The sequence below is a fragment of the Rhodopila sp. genome, from assembly GCF_965277825.1.
GTDB lineage: Bacteria > Pseudomonadota > Alphaproteobacteria > Acetobacterales > Acetobacteraceae > Rhodopila.
In genome coordinates this window covers 4300027-4316310 of the sequence record NZ_OZ255846.1, presented here as the reverse complement: position 1 = coordinate 4316310, position 16284 = coordinate 4300027, and the positions used below count along the sequence as shown (strand labels likewise).

The following is a 16284-nucleotide window of genomic DNA, read 5'->3' as shown; positions in this document are numbered from 1 at the left end:
GGATTAGTCGGACAGCATGTCGTGATAGGCGGCTACCTGTCCCGTGTCGCCGCCGCAAACCTCAGCCGGCATTAGGTCTGCGGCTTTGGACGAAGGCCCGCAGCACGTTGTTGATCCGCGTCTGATAGCTCCTGCCAGTTCCCTTGAACCAGCTCAGCACGTCCGCGTCGAGCCGAATATGGATATCTTGTTTTCGCGCCGGAATGCCCAGCACGGTTCAGGTCCAGTCTGCCTCATGCGCGTCATCGGGGTCTGCCGCGATGGAGGCCTCAAGTTCCTCTTCGGTCGTGGCGACAACTCTGGCCAAGTCAAAGCGGCTATCCCCGTTGCGGCGCAACGCTGCCAGTTCATCAGCCGTATAGCGCTTGATATCGTCGTTTTTCGCCATCTCTCGCCTTCCTCATGGTGATCACCCGGATCGCCGAACCGCGCCAAGTCCACACCACCGCGATTAACACTTCGTTGAGAGCGCCCACGGAGATTCATCGCTCTTTGGCGCCGCGCGGCGATGGAGCGCTTGGCAGCGGCCTGTCGCCGAAAAAGACCTCGCAGTCGATGAAATCGAGGCCTCTCTCAGCCAGAACAGCCCGACGCTTGGCCTCCGACCATTCGAACTCCACGGCGAACTATGTCCACAATTCGTGGCTACAATCAAGTCCCTCGCTCGGACCGGGGCTGTTGGCGAATTACAAGATTTTCAGTGTCTCGACCACGCTAAGCAGCCGCGATCAATTGTTCGATGTGTGCCCGCGTGTCAGCCACCAGACTGCTGATCTCTCCGGTGGAATTAGAGGAACGCTGTGCGAGGCTCTTTACCTCGGACGCGACCACGGCAAAACCCTTTCCGGCGTCCCCTGCGCGGGCTGCCTCGATCGTCGCATTCAGCGCCAGCAGGTTCGTCTGGTTCGATATGCCCGAGATGTCGGTCGCCATGCGGCTGATCCGATCGAGCATCGCGGTCATCACCCGCTCGGCTTCGCGGATCGCCCTTCGGCGGACGGACATGTCGACGGCGTAAAGCACGGTTCGACGGAGCCGCCCTTCAACGTCGAGAAGCGGCTGGACGGTACCGGATAAAAAGAGTTCTCGGCCGCCAGATTGGAACTCGAAGTCAAGGCTGACGCATCGACCGCCGCTCAAAGCGGCACGGTCGGTTTCGGACAGCAAGCATGAGTGCGACAAACTGCCCATGTCTTCTGACCGTGCGGACGACACACCCAGAAGGGCGCGGGCCAATTCGTTGAGGTCCACGACCGAGCCGTCCACGTCCCATTCAATGACGACGTTGGATCGCTCGATCGCATCAAGGCGAGCACCGGCTTCGACAGCGCGCTGCTTGGTCTGGCTGACGTTGGCCTGGACCGACACGAAGCGCTCCACGTCCCCATCAGCACCGAGGACTGGATTGATCGAGAGCGACACCCAGTAGGGCTCATCCGTCTTGGTGTAATTCAGGATCTCTTCATAGAAAGGCTTGCGGGACGCGAGGTGCTCGCCAATGCGGCGCACGGTTTCCGGATCAGTGTGCCGTCCCTGCAGCAAATGCCCGGGCTTTCGGCCAATGGCCTCTTCGACGGTGTAGCCAGTCAGCCTTGTGAAGCCAGGATTTGCATATTCAATCAGACCCTCCCGGTCAGCAATGATGACGCTGTTATCGGTTTCGTCGGCTACCAGCGAGAGCAGGGCAAAGCTTTGACGGCGCTGCATCTCGACCGTTATGTCGGTCGCGAACTTGACCACCTTGAGCGGTTTGCCGCCTGGATCGAACACCGGATTGTAGCTGGCTTGTATCCATACCTCCCGGCCATCCTTTCCGCGCCGGCTGAACTCACCGGCCTTGAATTCGCCGCGCCGCAGCGCGTCCCAGAAGGCACGATATTCCGGCGATGTCCGCTCCTCGGGTGAGACAAACATCGCGTGGTGCTGCCCGCGTATCTCCTCGAGCGTGTAGCCCATGGCCGACAGGAAGTTCGGATTGGCGTCGAGTATCGTGCCGTTCAAGGCAAACTCGATCACTGCCTGGACGCGGTTGATGGCGGTCATCTGACCTTCATGATCCGCAGCCCGTAGCTTGGCCTGGGTGATGTCGGTGGCGAATTTCACCACCCTCTCCGGCCGACCGGCGGCATCGAGCACCGGATTGTAGCTGGCCTGGATCCACACCTCCCGCCCACCGTTGCCGTGCCGGCGGAACTCGCCAGCCTTGCATTCGCCGCGCCGCAGCGCGTCCCAGAAGGCGCGATATTCCGGCGATGTCCGCTCCTCGGGTGAGACAAACAGAGCGTGGTGCTGCCCGCGTATCTCTTCGAGCGTGTAGCCCATGACCGATAAGAAGTTGGGGTTGGCATGGAGGATCGTGCCCTTGAGGTCGAACTCGATCACTGCCTGGACGCGGTTGATGGCCGCGACCTGACCTTCGTGATTTGCGGCGCGCTGCTTCGCTTGGGTGATGTCGGAAGCGAACTTGACCACTTTGATCACTCGCCCCCCAAAGCCCCGTATCGGTGTATAGGTTGCCTGCAGCCAGATCTCGCGTCCGCCCTTGCCGAGGCGACGAAACTCACCGGCCTGGAACTCACCCCGACGGAGCGATTCCCAGAAGGCTCGGTAGGCCGCGCTTTCACGATCCTCAACGGGCATGAACATCTTATGGTGCTGGCCGCGCACGTCTTTAGCCGCGTAGCCCATGGTGGAGAGAAAGCGCTGGTTGCCGCGCAGCACGGTCCCGTTGGGAGCGAACTCGACCACCGCTTGTGAGAGTTCGATAGCAGCGGCTCGTGCTCTATCGCCAGCAAATCCCAACACGTTCCTGCTCCGCTCCAATTTGCTTACACTAGAAACTTATTAACTGGCTGAGGTTAATGAGGGCTTAACTGCGAAAATTATGCGCCCGTCCCGGGCTGAAGTGCCGGCTATCCTGCTGCTCAAAGCCGAAAAGCGTTCCCGAGGGGCGCGCTTTAATGTGCAAGCATCGAGGGCGCCGGCATCGCTGACGATCCCAAGGGGCCGCTGTGCCGCACCATCGGCCGCGGCACCGGGCTGTTGACGCGGACACCCCTGCCCCAGGCCAAAGCATACGCGATGATCGGGGCGGCGCGCCGCGGCAGCCGGCATCGCGGCCAAGCTCGGCAACCACGGTTTTAGGGCGAGCGGGACCACGGCTGGGTTGATCCCCCGAAACGCGAGACTGAAAGCATTGCCCCAACCCCCAGCAGGTGGCAGGGTCCGCCTCAATCCATTCACGAAAACCGGAAACCGCCCCGAGTGACCCTGATTCTGGCCAGCCGCCCCAACGTCTACTCGTCGTCTCCGCTCGACCGCATCGCCACGCGGCGGGAGGATCCGGGCTGGATCGCGGAGAAGCTCGCCGACCCCGAGAGCTTGTTCGTGCCGGTCTGGCGGGCCAAGAACCTGGTGCGCGGCAATGGCGAGGGCAATCCCGAAGCGGTCTATGTTTCCGGTGAAATGGCCCATACGCTGCGTATCCAAGAGGATGGTCCGTGGGCCTTCCTCGGCATCCTGGAGGACCGCGCGGTGTTTGCCCTCGACATCAGCGCCGCCGAGGATCCGGTTCCGCTGCTGCCGGAAACGCTGGGCAGCTTCGTCGATCTGCGCTCTGTTGGCTGGGGCGTGCCGCGCCCGGAAGCCTCGGTGCTTGCCCATGCAAGGGGGCTGATGCACTGGCGCCAGCGGCACAAGTTCTGCAGCGTCTGCGGCAATCCGTGCGAGGTCAAAAGCTCGGGCCACATGCTGCGATGCACGGTCTGCGAGACGCAGCATTTTCCGCGCACGGATCCAGCCGTGATCATGCTGGTCCATCGCGGCGACCGAGCGCTGCTGGGCCATTCGAGCCGATTTCCACGCGCAACGATGTATTCGACACTGGCTGGCTTTGTGGAACCCGGCGAAACCCTGGAAGAGGCCGTTCGCCGCGAGGTGCTGGAGGAATCCGGGATCGCGGTTGGCGACGTCCACTACCACTCAAGCCAGCCCTGGCCGTTTCCGGGCAACATCATGCTGGGGTTCTATGCCGAGGCGCTGAGCGAACAGATCACCATCGATCCGGAGGAGCTGAAGGATGCTCGCTGGTTCAGCCGCGACGAGATGCGCCAGCCCGACCGACACGGTTTCGCGCTGCCGCGCGCGGACAGCATCGCCCGCCGGCTGATCGAGGACTGGCTGGCCCACGGTTGATGCCGGCACTGGCGACCATAGGCTACGAGGGCACCACGATCGGGGCGGTGTTGAACACGCTGCTCGAAGCCGATGTCGGGCTGCTGATCGATGTCCGCGCGGTGCCGCAGTCGCGCAAGCCGGGGTTCTCCAAGCGCCAACTCGCGGCGGCACTGGATGAGGCCGGGATTGCCTATGTCCATCTGCAGGGCCTTGGCACGCCCAAGCCCGGCCGCGACGCCGTGCGCGCGGGCCACCCGGAACGGATGGAGGTCATCTTTCGCGACCACATGAACTCCGATCGTGCCCAGGTGGACCTGGCTCGTGCCAGGCAACTGGCCGAAGCAGGCGCACGGGACCGCTCGCGACCACGTCCGGCCTGCCTGCTGTGTTTCGAGCGCGACCACAACACCTGCCACCGCCGCCTGGTCGCCGAGATGATCGTGGCCGACACGCGACAAACCGTGGTGCATTTGGCCGTGCCGTAAGCTGTGGCGGTCGCGAGCGCGACTTTTGCGGCGTCGGCACGCGCACGTTCCCGATCCGCCCATTACGGTGTCGCCTGCTTGAACTGGTGCGACATGGTTTGTCAGCCTCGGTCGCCTCAGCTAGCCTCGATGCTGCACAGCAGGAGCTTGGCGATGGACCAGATGTCGATCGACGACGCGGTTCGCTGGCCCAAGGGCGTGACCCGAGTGCCGTTCCAGGTCTACCAGAGCCAGCGGATCCTGGACCAGGAACAGCGGCTGCTGTTCGAAGGCCCGGTGTGGAACTACCTTTGTCTCGAGAGCGAAATCCCCACCGCCGGGGATTGGCGCACCACGTTCGTGGGCCGCATGCCTGTGGTGGTCGCGCGCACCGAATCCGGAGACATCGTGGCGTTCGAGAACCGCTGTCTGCATCGTGGCGCGCTGATCTGCCTGGACAATGCCGGCAACGCCAAGGACTTCACCTGCGTCTATCACGCTTGGCGCTACGACCTGGGCGGTAACCTGAAGTCGATCGCCTTCCGTCGGGGGGTCAACGGCAAGGGTGGCATGCCGGACGATTTCCGTGCCGAAGACCATGTGGTGCGCAAGCCGCGCATCGCCACGTTCAGCGGCCTGGTGTTCGCGACGTTTTCCGATGCGACGCCCAGCATCGAGGACTTCATCGGGCCCGAGGTCTCCGCCGCGCTGCGTCTGAACGCCAGCCGCAAGCTGCAGGTGATCGGGCGGTTCACCGAAGTGCTGCCGAACAACTGGAAGCTCTATGCCGAGAATGTGCGCGACACCTATCATGCCAGCCTGCTGCACGTGTTCTTCGCGACCTTCCGCATCAACCGGCTGAGCCAGGGCGGCGGGGTCAGTGTCAGCGAAACCGGGGCCTGTCATGTGTCCACCACGCTGGCCCCGACGGAGGAGGCGGACGACTCTTATGACGGCATGCGCTCGGTGGATGACGAGTTGCGGCTGTCCGATCCCAGCATGCTGGATGCCGAAGACGAGCACGGCGACCGGGTGCGCCAGCAGATCATCTCGATCTTCCCCAGCTTTGCGATGCAGCGCACCTACAACGTGATGGCGATTCGCCAGTTCGTCCCGCGTGGCGTGGACAAGACCGATCTCAACTGGATCTATCTCGGCTATGCCGACGATGCGCCGGCGTTGCGGCGACGCCGGCTGAAGCAGCTCAACCTGGCGGGACCGGCGGGTTTCGTTTCCATGGAGGATGGTTGCATCGGCAACTTTGTCGAGCGCGGCGCGGCGGTGGCGGCCGATGGCGTCTCGCTGCTGGAAATGGGCGGCGCGGGGACGGAAAGCCAGGACACCAGGGCGACGGAAACCGCGATCCGCGGGTTTTGGAAGACCTGGCGGGCGATCATGCGGCAATGAACGCCGTGGGGCTCGCCGAGATGTTGGTCCGCGTCACGGCGCTGAACGCCGCCTATGCCGCGGCGATCGATGACGATCGGCTGGAGGAGTGGCCGGGGTTTTTCGTCGATCAGTGTCTCTACAAGATCACCTCGGCCGACAATCTGCGCGACGGCAACGAGGCGGGGATCGTCTATGCCGACAGCCGGTCGATGCTGGCCGATCGCGTGCTGGCGCTGCGGCGGGCGAATATCTATGAGCGGCAGACCTATCGGCACATTGTCGGGACCGCCCGGCTGATCGGGTCCGTCGCGGGCGAGATCCGGGCCGAGACGCCGTTCCTGGTGGTGCGCACGATGCGGGACGGCCGGATGGACCTGTTCGCCGCCGGCCGGTATCGCGATCGACTGGCGGATCAGGGCGGCGAACTGCGCTTTCGCGAGCGAATCGTGATCTGTGATTCGTCCCACTTCGATACGCTTGTGGCAATTCCGATCTAGTTTCGCGAGTCCGAAGTTCGCTATATCAGGCGAACATCAGCCTCGCGACTAGCTGTTTTTTTCGGTGGCCTGCTGGTCCCCTACGTCCGCCGCGAAGCGCGGCGAACTTCTGGGGCAGGAAACTAGCTTTTTGGTTTCAATGGCCTGCTGATCCCATACGTCCGCCGCGAAGTGCGGCGAACTTTTGGAGCAGGACACTAGCGGCCGGATTCAGCCAACCAACCACTTCGCTAGGATTGCCAGCATCAGCAGCGCCACGATGTTGGTGATCTTGATCATCGGGTTCACCGCCGGGCCGGCAGTATCCTTGTACGGATCGCCCACGGTGTCGCCGGTGATCGCCGCCTTGTGGGCTTCGGATCCCTTGCCGCCGTGATTGCCTTCCTCGATATATTTCTTCGCGTTGTCCCAGGCGCCGCCGCCCGAGGTCATGGAAATCGCCACGAATAGTCCGGTCACGATGGTGCCCAGCAGCATCGCGCCGAGCGAGGCGAATGCCGCGGCGCGTCCGGCGATGATGTCGATCACCACCCAGAGCACGATGGGGGCGCCGATCGGCAACAGCGACGGCAGGATCATCTCCTTGATCGCCGCCTTGGTCAGCAAATCGACCGCCTTGCCGTATTCCGGCTTGCCGGTGCCTTCCATGATGCCCGGTATCTCGCTGAACTGGCGGCGAACCTCCACCACCACCGAACCGGCCGCGCGCCCGACCGCGGTCATGCCCATCGCGCCAAACAGGTATGGCAGCATGCCGCCGATGAACAGGCCGACCACGACGAACGGATTCTGCAGCGCGAAATCGACGTGCAGGGCAGGGAAGTAGTGTGTCAGGTCCTGGGTGTAGGCGGCGAACAGCACCAATGATGCGAGGCCGGCGGACCCGATCGCATAGCCCTTGGTGACCGCCTTCGTGGTGTTGCCGACGGCGTCGAGGGCGTCGGTGGTGACGCGGACCTCGGCCGGCAGGTCGGCCATCTCGGCGATGCCGCCGGCGTTGTCGGTGACCGGGCCGTAGGCGTCGAGCGCCACGATCATGCCGGCCAGCGACAGCATCGTAGTGGCGGCGACGGCGATGCCGAACAGGCCGGCCATCAGGTAGGTGACGATGATGCCGATGCTGATCACCACCACCGGCAGCGCGGTGGCCTCCATCGAGATCGCCAGCCCCTGGATCACGTTGGTTCCGTGCCCGGTGGTGGAGCTTTGCGCGATCGACTTCACCGGGCGGTATTCGGTCGCGGTGTAGTATTCGGTGATCACCACGATCAGCCCGGTGACGACCAGTCCGGCCAGGGCGCAGACGAACAGGTCCCAGCCGTTCACCGTTCCGCCGCCGGTTAGCGGCAACGGCGTGGTCAGGCCGGCGGTGAGCAGGATGATGATGGCGATGCCGACCACCGACAGGCCGCCGGTCACGATCAGTCCGCGGTAGAGCGCCTTCATGATGCCGTTGTCCGGACCGAGCTTGACGAAATAGGTGCCGGCGATGGAGGTCAGGATGCAGATCGCGCAGATCCCGAGCGGCAACATCAGCAACGCATCGCGCACCGCGCCGGTGAAGAAGATCCCGGCCAGCAGCATGGTCGCGACGATGGTCACCGCGTAGGTCTCGAACAGGTCGGCGGCCATGCCGGCGCAGTCGCCGACATTGTCGCCGACGTTGTCGGCGATCACCGCGGGGTTGCGGGGGTCATCCTCGGGGATGCCGGCCTCGACCTTGCCCACCAGGTCGGCGCCGACATCGGCACCCTTGGTGAAGATGCCGCCGCCCAATCGGGCGAAGATCGAGATCAGCGAGCCGCCGAAGCCGAGCGCGACCATCGCCTCCAGCACCTTGCGAAGCTGGTCGTCGTCGATCGGGCCGCTGCCGCGCAGCACGAAATAGTAGCCGGCGACGCCCAGCAGACCGAGGCCGACCACCAGCATTCCGGTGATCGCGCCGGCCTTGAAGGCGACATCGAGCCCGGCGGCCATTCCCCGGCGTGAGGCCTGCGCGGTGCGGACGTTGGCGCGAACCGAGACGTTCATGCCGATATAGCCGGCCGCGGCCGACAGCGCGGCGCCGATCAGGAAGCCGATCGCCGTGTGAATGCCGAGGATCAGGGCCAGCAGGATCAGAATAACTACCCCGACGATGCCGATCGCGGTGTATTGGCGGTTCAGATAGGCGCGGGCACCTTCCTGAACCGCCGCCGAGATCTCCTGCATCCGGGTGGTTCCGGCATCCGCGGCAAGCACCTGCCGGCTGGTGATCAGACCGTAGACCAGCGCCGCCAGGCCGCACAGAATGATCAGGAATTTCGCCGCAAACATCAGGGGTTTCCCCTCCTCATTGGTTCGTCCAGGCTTGACCGTCGCCGCGTCGCGCGCCCCTCTTCGTGGCCGCGGCGTATGCCAGAAGCACACGCATCCGGCAATCGCCGATGGACGTTGTTTAATTACGCTTGCAGGCCGCCGTCACGCGGCAGGCACCGCGGCGTCGCGCATGGAACCAGAGTGTCAGCCTCACCGAACGGCTAATCAGTGAGGCCCGACATCACCTCCTGCTCCGTCGGAAAGCGACCGGTCGCCCGTTTCGAGAACGCCAGCCGGCCGTCGACGGTAACTTCGAAAACCCCACCGCCGGACTTGCGCAGCGCAATCTCGGCGTCCGGATGGGTCTTCAGGATCAGGTCCCGCGCCGCGATCGCACGCGGCTCGTAGCCTCACATGCCACAGAATTCGATTTCAATTCGCATCTTTTCATTATTCCTTCAGGTCGTTGCATCGCTATCAGCTTGGCATCCAGGGATGGAATCGGCAAGAAAGGAACGACTTCAGGATTTTGCCCATGACAGAGCACCGTATTGTCCCCGTCATCCTGTCCGGCGGCTCCGGCACGCGGCTATGGCCGGTCTCGCGCGAAAGCTTTCCCAAACAGCTCTGGCCACTGGTGTCACAGCGCACCATGATGCAGGAAACCGCGTTGCGCGCCGGCGACCCTGGGTTCGCGCCGCCCATCGTGGTCTGCAACAACGAGCATCGGTTCCTGATTGCTGAACAATTGCGCGAAGTCGGCATCGATAATGCCCGCATCCTGCTGGAACCGGTTGGCCGCAACAGCGCTCCGGCGATCGCCGCCGCCGCCCTGCTGGTGGACGATCCCGACGCGGTGCTTTGGATGATGGCGGCGGATGCGGCGATCGCCGACGATACGGCGTTGCAGAGCGCGCTGCGAGCCGCCGCCCTGGCTGCACGCGCCGGCCGGATCGTCACCTTCGGCATGAAGCCGACCGCGCCCGAGACCGGCTATGGCTACATCGAAATGGGCGACCAACTGACCGGCGCGGAGGGTGTTTACGCGGTGGCCCGGTTCCTGGAGAAACCCGACGCCGCCACCGCCTCCCGGCTTGTCGCGGACGGTCGGCATCTGTGGAACTCCGGCATGTTCGTGTTCACCGCCCGCAGCCTGCTGGAGGAGTTGGAACAGCACGCGCCCGAGGTGCTGGCGGCGGTGCGCCGGTCGTTCGCCGACCGCAAGGCCGATCTGGATTTCATCCGGCTCGGCATCGAAGCCTTCAAGGCCTGCCCGTCAATCAGCCTTGACTACGCGGTTGCCGAACGGACCAGTCGAGCCGCAGTGGTGCCGGCGGATCTGGGATGGTCGGACGTGGGAAGCTGGAGCGCGCTTTGGGAGCTTGGCGCCAAGGACGCCGCCGGCAACGTCGCGCTGGGCGATGTCGTGCTGGAGGGGGCGGAGAATTGCTATGTCCGCAGCGACGGCATGCTGGCCGCGGTGGTCGGCCTGAAGGACGCCGTGGTGGTGGTGACCGAGGATGCCGTGCTGGCGATGCATCGCGGCCAGGCCCAGGACGTCAAGAAGATCGTCGAGCGGTTGAAGGCCGCCGGACGTTCGGAGGCGGTCGCGCACAATCGAAGCTACCGTCCCTGGGGTTACTACGAGAGCCTGATCCAGGGCGATCGATTCCAGGTCAAGCGCATCGTCGTCAGCCCCGGCCGGCAATTGTCGCTGCAGAGCCACTTCCACCGCGCCGAACATTGGGTCGTGGTCAACGGCACCGCCAGGGTCACCCGTGACGCCGATAGCTTGATCGTGCAGGAAAATGAAAGCGTCTATCTGCCGCTGGGCTGCGTGCACCGGCTGGAAAATCCGGGCCGGATACCATTGACCCTCATCGAGGTGCAGTCCGGCGCGTATCTCGGCGAGGACGATATTGTCCGGCTGGAAGACACCTACGGCCGGGCCTGAGACGTCGGCGGCTTGACCGGGTGGGATGCTTCAAGCACCGCCGCGGCGGGCCAGTGGTTCGATGAATTGGGGTTCGGTGTCCCACGGGAACAATATCCAGGTGTCCTGCGACACTTCGGTGACGAAGCTGTCGACCGCCGGCCGGCCGGCCGGTTTGGCGTAGACGCAGGCAAAATGCGCTTGCGGCAACACGGCTCGGACCACGCGCGCGGTGGTGCCGGAATCGACCAGGTCGTCAACGATCAGAAAGCCGGCGCCGTCGCCGGCCGCGGCGGGCGGCTTGGTGATCTGGGGTTCGCCGCGCGTTTCGTCCTGGTAGGTAATCACGCAGACGCTCTCGACCAGGCGCAGATCCAGTTCGCGGGCGATGATCGCGGCCGGGATCAGGCCGCCACGGCTGATCGCGACGATGCCCTTGAACGGACCCAGATCCATCAGCCGCCAGGCCAGCGCGCGAGCGTCACGATGCAACTGGTCCCAGGTGACGGCATAGTAATGCGTTGCCATAAGCTTTTCTCGACATAAACCGGCCACGGTTGCAAGCGGGTTCTGCACGGCTCCGCCGCCCGCTGAGTGTTTGAGGATAGTGACTTTTTCATCCACTGCGGCTTTGATACGGCGATGGACGCTTTCGTATCCCTGCCTGAGGCCGAACAAATCGTGCCGTACCGGCTGCTGGCACCGGAGCGGCCGTTCGCCCCGGTGATATTCACCTCGGCACATTCCGGACGTGTCTATTCGAACGACCTGATGGCGGGTGTCCGGCTGTGCCCGCTCAGCTTGCGGCGCAGCGAGGATTGCTTCGTCGATGAACTGTTCGACGCCGCGCCGCTGAACGGCGCCCCCTTGCTGGCGGCCAACTTCCCGCGCGCGTTTTGCGATGCCAACCGAGAGGCGTGGGAGCTCGACCCCGCGATGTTCACCGATAGTTTGCCGGACTGGGTGAACACGACCAGCTCGCGAGTGAACGCGGGTCTTGGCACGATCGCCAAAGTGGTGGCCTCGGGGGAACCGATCTATGCAGTGAAGCTGGCGTTCGCGGAGGCGGAGCGGCGGATCTACACCTATTGGCGCCCGTATCACGACACGCTGACCCGCCTGATTGGCGACATCAAGGACCGGTTTGGCTACTGTTTGGTGATCGACTGCCACTCGATGCCGTCCGGCCAGGGCAAGCGGGCGAACAGCCGGCCGGTGGATTTCGTGCTTGGCGACCTGCACGGGTCGGCCTGCGCATCGCGGGTTACCCGAACCGCCGAGGCCCTGCTGACCGGCAAGGGATATCTGGTTCGCCGCAACGACCCCTATGCCGGCGGCTTCATCACCAGGCACTACGGCCGCCCCGCCGACGACGTGCATGTGCTGCAGATCGAGATTGCCCGGGCGTTGTACATGGACGAGGCCCGTATCGAGCGGCTGGCACGGTTTTCGTTCGTTCGACGTCAGATCACCGAACTGGTCGAGTCGATCACCCTGCAGGTCCACGACCTGATCGGCTAGAGCTTAACGGGGCAGAACAAACGGAGGTAGCCGATGAGCCATGTTCTGATCGCCCAGGCCGGTTCGGTGCTGGAAGTCATCTTCAACCGTCCGGAAAAAAAGAATGCCCTGACCGCGGCAATGTATGGTGCCGTCGTGGACGCGTTCCGGCGGGCCGACGAGGACCCCGGAATTCGGGTGGTGCTGGTCAGCGGCACCGGCGACAGCTTCACCTCCGGCAACGATATCACTGATTTCCAGGCGCGCTCGGCCGCTGATGAGGCATCACCGGCCGCCGCTTTCCTGGACGCCTTGTCGTCACTGGCGAAGCCTCTGGTCGCGGCGGTCAACGGCGCGGCGATCGGCGTCGGAACCACCATGCTGGCCCACGCCGACCTGGTGATCGCCGCGCGTTCGGCGCGCTTCGTCATGCCGTTCACCAGCCTGGGTCTGGTTCCCGAGGCCGCCAGCTCGCTGCTGTTTCCGGCCCTGGTGGGGCATCAGCGGGCCAGCGCGCTCTTGCTGTTGGGCGACCCGTTCGATGCGGAGACCGCGCATCGGTGGGGCCTGGTCAACCAGGTCGTCGCCGATGCCGAATTGATGACCGCTGCTCGTGCGGTCGCCACCCGACTTGCTGCGCTGCCGCCAGCCGCGGTGCGCCAGACCAAGGACCTGATGAAGCACGGACGCCCCAACGTCGCCGGGCGCATCGAGCAGGAAATGGCGGTGTTCCGCGAGCGGGTTCGCTCACCCGAAGCGGCGGAGGCGTTTCAGGCGTTCCTGGAGAAGCGGAAACCGGATTTTTCCGGCTTTTCGTAAGCCGTCGTTCGCATTCGGAACCGACCGGCTTGGCGTGAGGTCCATCGCGGCATATCGCGTATCACCAAGTCGGGCTCAGAGGGTGGGAAATGGCGCTTATTCATCACGTGGTCACCGGACAAGGCGCGCCCCCGATCGTGTTCGTGCATGGTTTCGGCTGCGCGCTGTCTGATTGGGATGCGCAGGTGGCGCATTTCTCGCCGCTTCATCAAACGATTACGGTCGATCTGCGCGGACATGGCAAAAGTTCCGCGGCGGCAGCGGATTGCTCGATCGAGCGCTATGGCGCCGATGTGGCCGAGGTCATGCGAGCATTGCGCTTGCCCCCCGCCATGCTGGTCGGGCACAGCTTGGGCTGTCGGGTCGTGATCGAGACAGCGTTGCAATCACCCCAGCACAGCGCGGCGGTGATCCTGGTCGATGGCAGCCAGTTCGCCCCTGCCATGGCGGACGTTCTGCGACAGCGCTTGGCTGACCCGGACGGCCTGGCCACGATATTGACCGAGATGTTCACCGACATGTTCACCGCCAGCAGCGAACCGTCCGTTGCGGCGTTTGCGCGCGACCGAGCCTTGCGCCTGCCCCAGCCGATCGGGGAACGGATGCTGACCGATCTGCAGCGCTATGATGTCACGCGTCTGGCGTCATCCTTGGGCATTCTGCGGGTGCCGGTCATGGCCCTGCAAACGACCTACAGCAATGAGAATCGCCAGCGGCAGTCGCTGAAAGCCGGGCAGACCACACCCTATCTCGATATGCTTCGCTCCAGCGTTGCCAAGGCCCGGATCGAAATCATCCCCGAAACCGGCCATTTCCCGCAGCTCGATGAAGCCCAGCAAACAAATCGGTTGATCGAGAGCTTCATCGCCCATGGGGTTGGGATTTCCGCCCATCCAGGCCCAGTCTGATGATGCTTGTGTGGCGCCGTTCTTGCTAAACAGTCGTTGAACCTGTCGGCGAGGCTTGGCGTGAACATCGGCGTTTTCATCCCCATCGGCAACAATGGCTGGCTGATCTCGGAGAATTCGCCGCAATACTGGCCGAGTTTCGCGCTGAACAAGCAGGTTACGCTGACCGCGGAGCGATATGGGCTGGATTTCGTGCTGTCGATGATCAAGCTGCGCGGCTTCGGCGGCAAGACCGAGTTCTGGGACCACAATCTTGAGTCCTTCACGCTGATGGCGGGGCTGGCGGCGGTGACCACCCGCATCAAGCTGTTCGCCACCTGCCCGACGCTGGCGATCCCGCCGGCGATCGCGGCGCGGATGTGCTCGACCATCGATTCGATCTCCGGCGGCCGGTTCGGTCTGAACCTGATCACCGGATGGCAGAAACCGGAATACTCCCAGATGGGGCTGTGGCCGGGCGACGAATATTTTGGCCACCGCTACAAATATGTGTCGGAATACATCCAGGTCATGCGGCAGTTGTGGGAGACCGGCAAATCTGACTTCAAGGGTGAATTCTTCCGGATGGACGATTGCCGCCTTAGCCCCCGTCCAAGCATGCCGATGCAGATCATCTGCGCCGGGCAAAGCGAGGCCGGCATGGCGTTCTCGGCGCAATACGCGGACTACAACTTCTGCTTCGGCATGGGCGTCAACACGCCCGTCGCCTTTGCCCCCACCGTGGTCAAGCTGAACCAGGCAACCGCCAGGACCGGGCGCAAGGTCACCGCCTATGCGTTGTTCATGATCATCGCCGATCACACCGATGACGCGGCGCGCGCCAAGTGGGAGCACTACAAGGCCGGCACCGACCAGGAGGCGGTGCAGTGGCTGGTCGACCAGTCGGCGGTCGACAAGGCCTCGGGCGGCGACACCAATGTGCGCCAGATGGTCGATCCGGTCTCGGTGGTGAACATCAACATGGGAACGCTGGTCGGGTCGTACGAAACCGTCGCGCGGCTGCTGGACGAGGTGGCGAGCGTGCCGGGTTGCGACGGCGTGCTGCTGACTTTTGACGACTTCGTCAAAGGCACCGAGGATTTTGGCGCGCGCATTCAACCGCTGATGCAGTCGCGCAAGCATGTGGAGGCCGCCTGATGGATGACCCGGTTGCCGCCGGCTACGCCGCCCCCGACGCGCCCACCGGCAGCGTCACGCTGCCCGCGAGGCCCGAGCCGCTGCGGTTGAAGCCGTCGGAAACCGCGGTCATCGTGGTCGATATACAGAATGCCTATGCAAGTGTCGGCGGCTACCTCGACATCGCCGGCTTCGACGTGTCCGGCGCGCCGCCGGCGATCGCGAAGACCAAGCTCGCGCTCGATGCCGCCCGTGCCGCCGGCCTGACGGTGATCTTCTTCCAGAACGGCTGGGACCCGGACTATGTCGAGGCTGGTACCTCGGGGTCGCCCAACTTCCATAAGTCGAACGCGCTGAAGACGATGCGCGCCAGGCCGGAGCTGAAGGGTAGCCTGCTGGCGAAGGGCACCTGGGACTATGCCATCGTCGATGCGCTGACCCCGCGTGCGGGCGACATCGTGATCCCCAAGACCCGCTACAGCGGCTTTTTTAACACCAACATCGACAGCGTTTTGCGTGCCCGCGGCATCCGCAACCTGGTGTTCACCGGCATTGCCACCAATGTCTGCGTCGAGTCCTCGCTACGCGATGCGTTTCACCTGGAATATTTCGCTGTCGTGCTGGAAGACGCGACGCATCATGCCGGGCCGGACTTCGTGCGGCAGGCGGCGCTGTATAACATTGAGAAATTCTTTGGCTGGGTCTCCACCGTCGCCGATTTTTGCGGCGTGATCGGGCAAAGCGCTCCGTTGACCACGGCCGCGACAACCTCCAGCAATTGAGGGAATAATCATGCCCAAAACCGTCGTTCTGCCGCCGGGCAGCAGCACGCCGATCGCCCCCTTCTCGCCGGGCACGATGGCGGACGGTGTGGTCTATGTCTCCGGCACGCTCGCATTCGACAAGGACAACAACGTGGTCCATGTCGGCGACGCGGCGGCGCAAACCCGCCATGTGCTGGACAGCATCAAGACGGTGATCGAAACCGCCGGCGGCGGCATGGCGGATGTGACCTTCAATTCGATCTTCATCCGCGACTGGGCTGACTATGCGGCGATGAACACGGTGTATGCCGGGTATTTTCCGGGCGACAAGCCGGCGCGGTTTTGCATCCAGTGCGGCTTGGTGAAGCCGGATGCGCTGGTGGAGATCGCAACCATCGCCCATGTCGGGAAAAAGTAGCG

Annotated in this window: 16 protein-coding genes and 1 pseudogene; 11 read left to right on the top strand and 6 right to left on the bottom strand. The window is 63.9% G+C overall.

Features of this window, described 5'->3' with window-relative positions; translation table 11 throughout:
• Positions 1–61: 61 nt before the first annotated feature.
• The 3 genes from ACQY4T_RS20905 to ACQY4T_RS20895 form a co-directional block, all read right to left on the bottom strand.
• Positions 62–214, bottom strand: coding sequence for a BrnA antitoxin family protein (locus ACQY4T_RS20905; RefSeq protein ID WP_428534620.1), 153 nt, complete (start codon positions 212–214; stop codon positions 62–64).
• A 3-nt stretch (positions 215–217) separates the two neighbouring features.
• The gene (locus ACQY4T_RS20900) at positions 218–388 is read right to left on the bottom strand and encodes a hypothetical protein (protein WP_428534618.1); all 171 of its coding nucleotides are present in this window, start codon (positions 386–388) and stop codon (positions 218–220) included.
• Between the two features lie 326 nt (positions 389–714).
• Positions 715–2805, bottom strand: a complete 2091-nt coding sequence (locus ACQY4T_RS20895; RefSeq protein ID WP_428534616.1) for a methyl-accepting chemotaxis protein — start codon at positions 2803–2805, stop codon at positions 715–717.
• Between the two features lie 459 nt (positions 2806–3264).
• On the opposite strand from ACQY4T_RS20895, the gene nudC reads away from it, so the two are divergent.
• The 4 genes from nudC to ACQY4T_RS20875 all read left to right on the top strand — a co-directional run bounded on the left by nudC (position 3265) and on the right by ACQY4T_RS20875 (position 6526).
• Complete coding sequence (gene nudC, locus ACQY4T_RS20890) at positions 3265–4194, top strand: NAD(+) diphosphatase (protein WP_428534614.1); 930 nt, start codon at positions 3265–3267, stop codon at positions 4192–4194.
• Positions 4194–4661, top strand: coding sequence for a DUF488 family protein (locus ACQY4T_RS20885; protein WP_428534612.1), 468 nt, complete (start codon positions 4194–4196; stop codon positions 4659–4661). Before nudC ends, ACQY4T_RS20885 begins: the two co-directional genes overlap by 1 nt.
• A 153-nt stretch (positions 4662–4814) precedes the next feature.
• Positions 4815–6047 (top strand): aromatic ring-hydroxylating oxygenase subunit alpha, encoded by a 1233-nt coding sequence (locus ACQY4T_RS20880; protein ID WP_428534610.1) that lies wholly within the window; start codon positions 4815–4817, stop codon positions 6045–6047.
• Positions 6044–6526 carry an aromatic-ring-hydroxylating dioxygenase subunit beta gene (locus tag ACQY4T_RS20875; RefSeq protein ID WP_428534608.1) on the top strand — a complete coding sequence of 161 codons (483 nt, stop codon included), beginning with the start codon at positions 6044–6046 and terminating at the stop codon, positions 6524–6526. Before ACQY4T_RS20880 ends, ACQY4T_RS20875 begins: the two co-directional genes overlap by 4 nt.
• Before the next feature lie 210 nt (positions 6527–6736).
• Here the strand turns inward: ACQY4T_RS20875 and ACQY4T_RS20870 are convergent, their stop codons facing one another.
• Together ACQY4T_RS20870 and ACQY4T_RS20865 are read right to left on the bottom strand one after the other, a co-directional pair.
• Positions 6737–8842 (bottom strand): sodium-translocating pyrophosphatase, encoded by a 2106-nt coding sequence (locus tag ACQY4T_RS20870; RefSeq protein ID WP_428534606.1) that lies wholly within the window; start codon positions 8840–8842, stop codon positions 6737–6739.
• Positions 8843–9045: 203 nt separating this feature from the next.
• A pseudogene (locus ACQY4T_RS20865) lies at positions 9046–9222 on the bottom strand (SelT/SelW/SelH family protein); the annotation flags it as partial.
• 137 nt (positions 9223–9359) lie between these two features.
• On the opposite strand from ACQY4T_RS20865, the gene ACQY4T_RS20860 reads away from it, so the two are divergent.
• Complete coding sequence (locus ACQY4T_RS20860) at positions 9360–10778, top strand: mannose-1-phosphate guanylyltransferase/mannose-6-phosphate isomerase (protein ID WP_428534604.1); 1419 nt, start codon at positions 9360–9362, stop codon at positions 10776–10778.
• Between the two features lie 30 nt (positions 10779–10808).
• Here ACQY4T_RS20860 and gpt read toward each other — a convergent pair whose 3' ends face one another.
• Complete coding sequence (gene gpt, locus ACQY4T_RS20855; RefSeq protein WP_428534602.1) at positions 10809–11285, bottom strand: xanthine phosphoribosyltransferase; 477 nt, start codon at positions 11283–11285, stop codon at positions 10809–10811.
• Between the two features lie 114 nt (positions 11286–11399).
• On the opposite strand from gpt, the gene ACQY4T_RS20850 reads away from it, so the two are divergent.
• From ACQY4T_RS20850 to rutC, 6 genes are all read left to right on the top strand, one after another.
• Positions 11400–12278, top strand: coding sequence for an N-formylglutamate amidohydrolase (locus tag ACQY4T_RS20850; RefSeq protein ID WP_428534600.1), 879 nt, complete (start codon positions 11400–11402; stop codon positions 12276–12278).
• A gap of 33 nt (positions 12279–12311) precedes the next feature.
• A complete protein-coding gene (locus ACQY4T_RS20845; RefSeq protein ID WP_428534598.1) occupies positions 12312–13076 on the top strand; it encodes an enoyl-CoA hydratase in 765 nt (254 codons plus the stop codon).
• Positions 13077–13165: 89 nt separating this feature from the next.
• The gene (locus tag ACQY4T_RS20840; protein ID WP_428534596.1) at positions 13166–13984 is read left to right on the top strand and encodes an alpha/beta fold hydrolase; all 819 of its coding nucleotides are present in this window, start codon (positions 13166–13168) and stop codon (positions 13982–13984) included.
• Between the two features lie 60 nt (positions 13985–14044).
• Positions 14045–15121: a pyrimidine utilization protein A gene (rutA, locus tag ACQY4T_RS20835; RefSeq protein ID WP_428534594.1), complete on the top strand. Its 1077-nt coding sequence runs from the start codon at positions 14045–14047 to the stop codon at positions 15119–15121.
• Positions 15121–15882 carry a pyrimidine utilization protein B gene (gene rutB, locus ACQY4T_RS20830; RefSeq protein ID WP_428534592.1) on the top strand — a complete coding sequence of 254 codons (762 nt, stop codon included), beginning with the start codon at positions 15121–15123 and terminating at the stop codon, positions 15880–15882. The genes rutA and rutB overlap by 1 nt, the downstream gene beginning before the upstream one ends.
• 10 nt (positions 15883–15892) lie before the next feature.
• Complete coding sequence (gene rutC, locus ACQY4T_RS20825) at positions 15893–16282, top strand: pyrimidine utilization protein C (RefSeq protein ID WP_428534590.1); 390 nt, start codon at positions 15893–15895, stop codon at positions 16280–16282.
• Positions 16283–16284 lie beyond the last annotated feature (2 nt).

Bases quoted from the DNA above. Each gene is read 5' to 3' on its own strand.
- ACQY4T_RS20900 (WP_428534618.1), bottom strand. From the start codon at position 388: ATGGCGAAAAACGACGATATCAAGCGCTATACGGCTGATGAACTGGCA.
- ACQY4T_RS20885 (WP_428534612.1), top strand. From the start codon at position 4,194: ATGCCGGCACTGGCGACCATAGGCTACGAGGGCACCACGATCGGGGCG.
- ACQY4T_RS20880 (WP_428534610.1), top strand. From the start codon at position 4,815: ATGGACCAGATGTCGATCGACGACGCGGTTCGCTGGCCCAAGGGCGTG.
- ACQY4T_RS20875 (WP_428534608.1), top strand. From the start codon at position 6,044: ATGAACGCCGTGGGGCTCGCCGAGATGTTGGTCCGCGTCACGGCGCTG.
- ACQY4T_RS20870 (WP_428534606.1), bottom strand. From the start codon at position 8,842: ATGTTTGCGGCGAAATTCCTGATCATTCTGTGCGGCCTGGCGGCGCTG.
- ACQY4T_RS20860 (WP_428534604.1), top strand. From the start codon at position 9,360: ATGACAGAGCACCGTATTGTCCCCGTCATCCTGTCCGGCGGCTCCGGC.
- gpt (WP_428534602.1), bottom strand. From the start codon at position 11,285: ATGGCAACGCATTACTATGCCGTCACCTGGGACCAGTTGCATCGTGAC.
- ACQY4T_RS20850 (WP_428534600.1), top strand. From the start codon at position 11,400: ATGGACGCTTTCGTATCCCTGCCTGAGGCCGAACAAATCGTGCCGTAC.
- ACQY4T_RS20845 (WP_428534598.1), top strand. From the start codon at position 12,312: ATGAGCCATGTTCTGATCGCCCAGGCCGGTTCGGTGCTGGAAGTCATC.
- ACQY4T_RS20840 (WP_428534596.1), top strand. From the start codon at position 13,166: ATGGCGCTTATTCATCACGTGGTCACCGGACAAGGCGCGCCCCCGATC.
- rutB (WP_428534592.1), top strand. From the start codon at position 15,121: ATGGATGACCCGGTTGCCGCCGGCTACGCCGCCCCCGACGCGCCCACC.
- rutC (WP_428534590.1), top strand. From the start codon at position 15,893: ATGCCCAAAACCGTCGTTCTGCCGCCGGGCAGCAGCACGCCGATCGCC.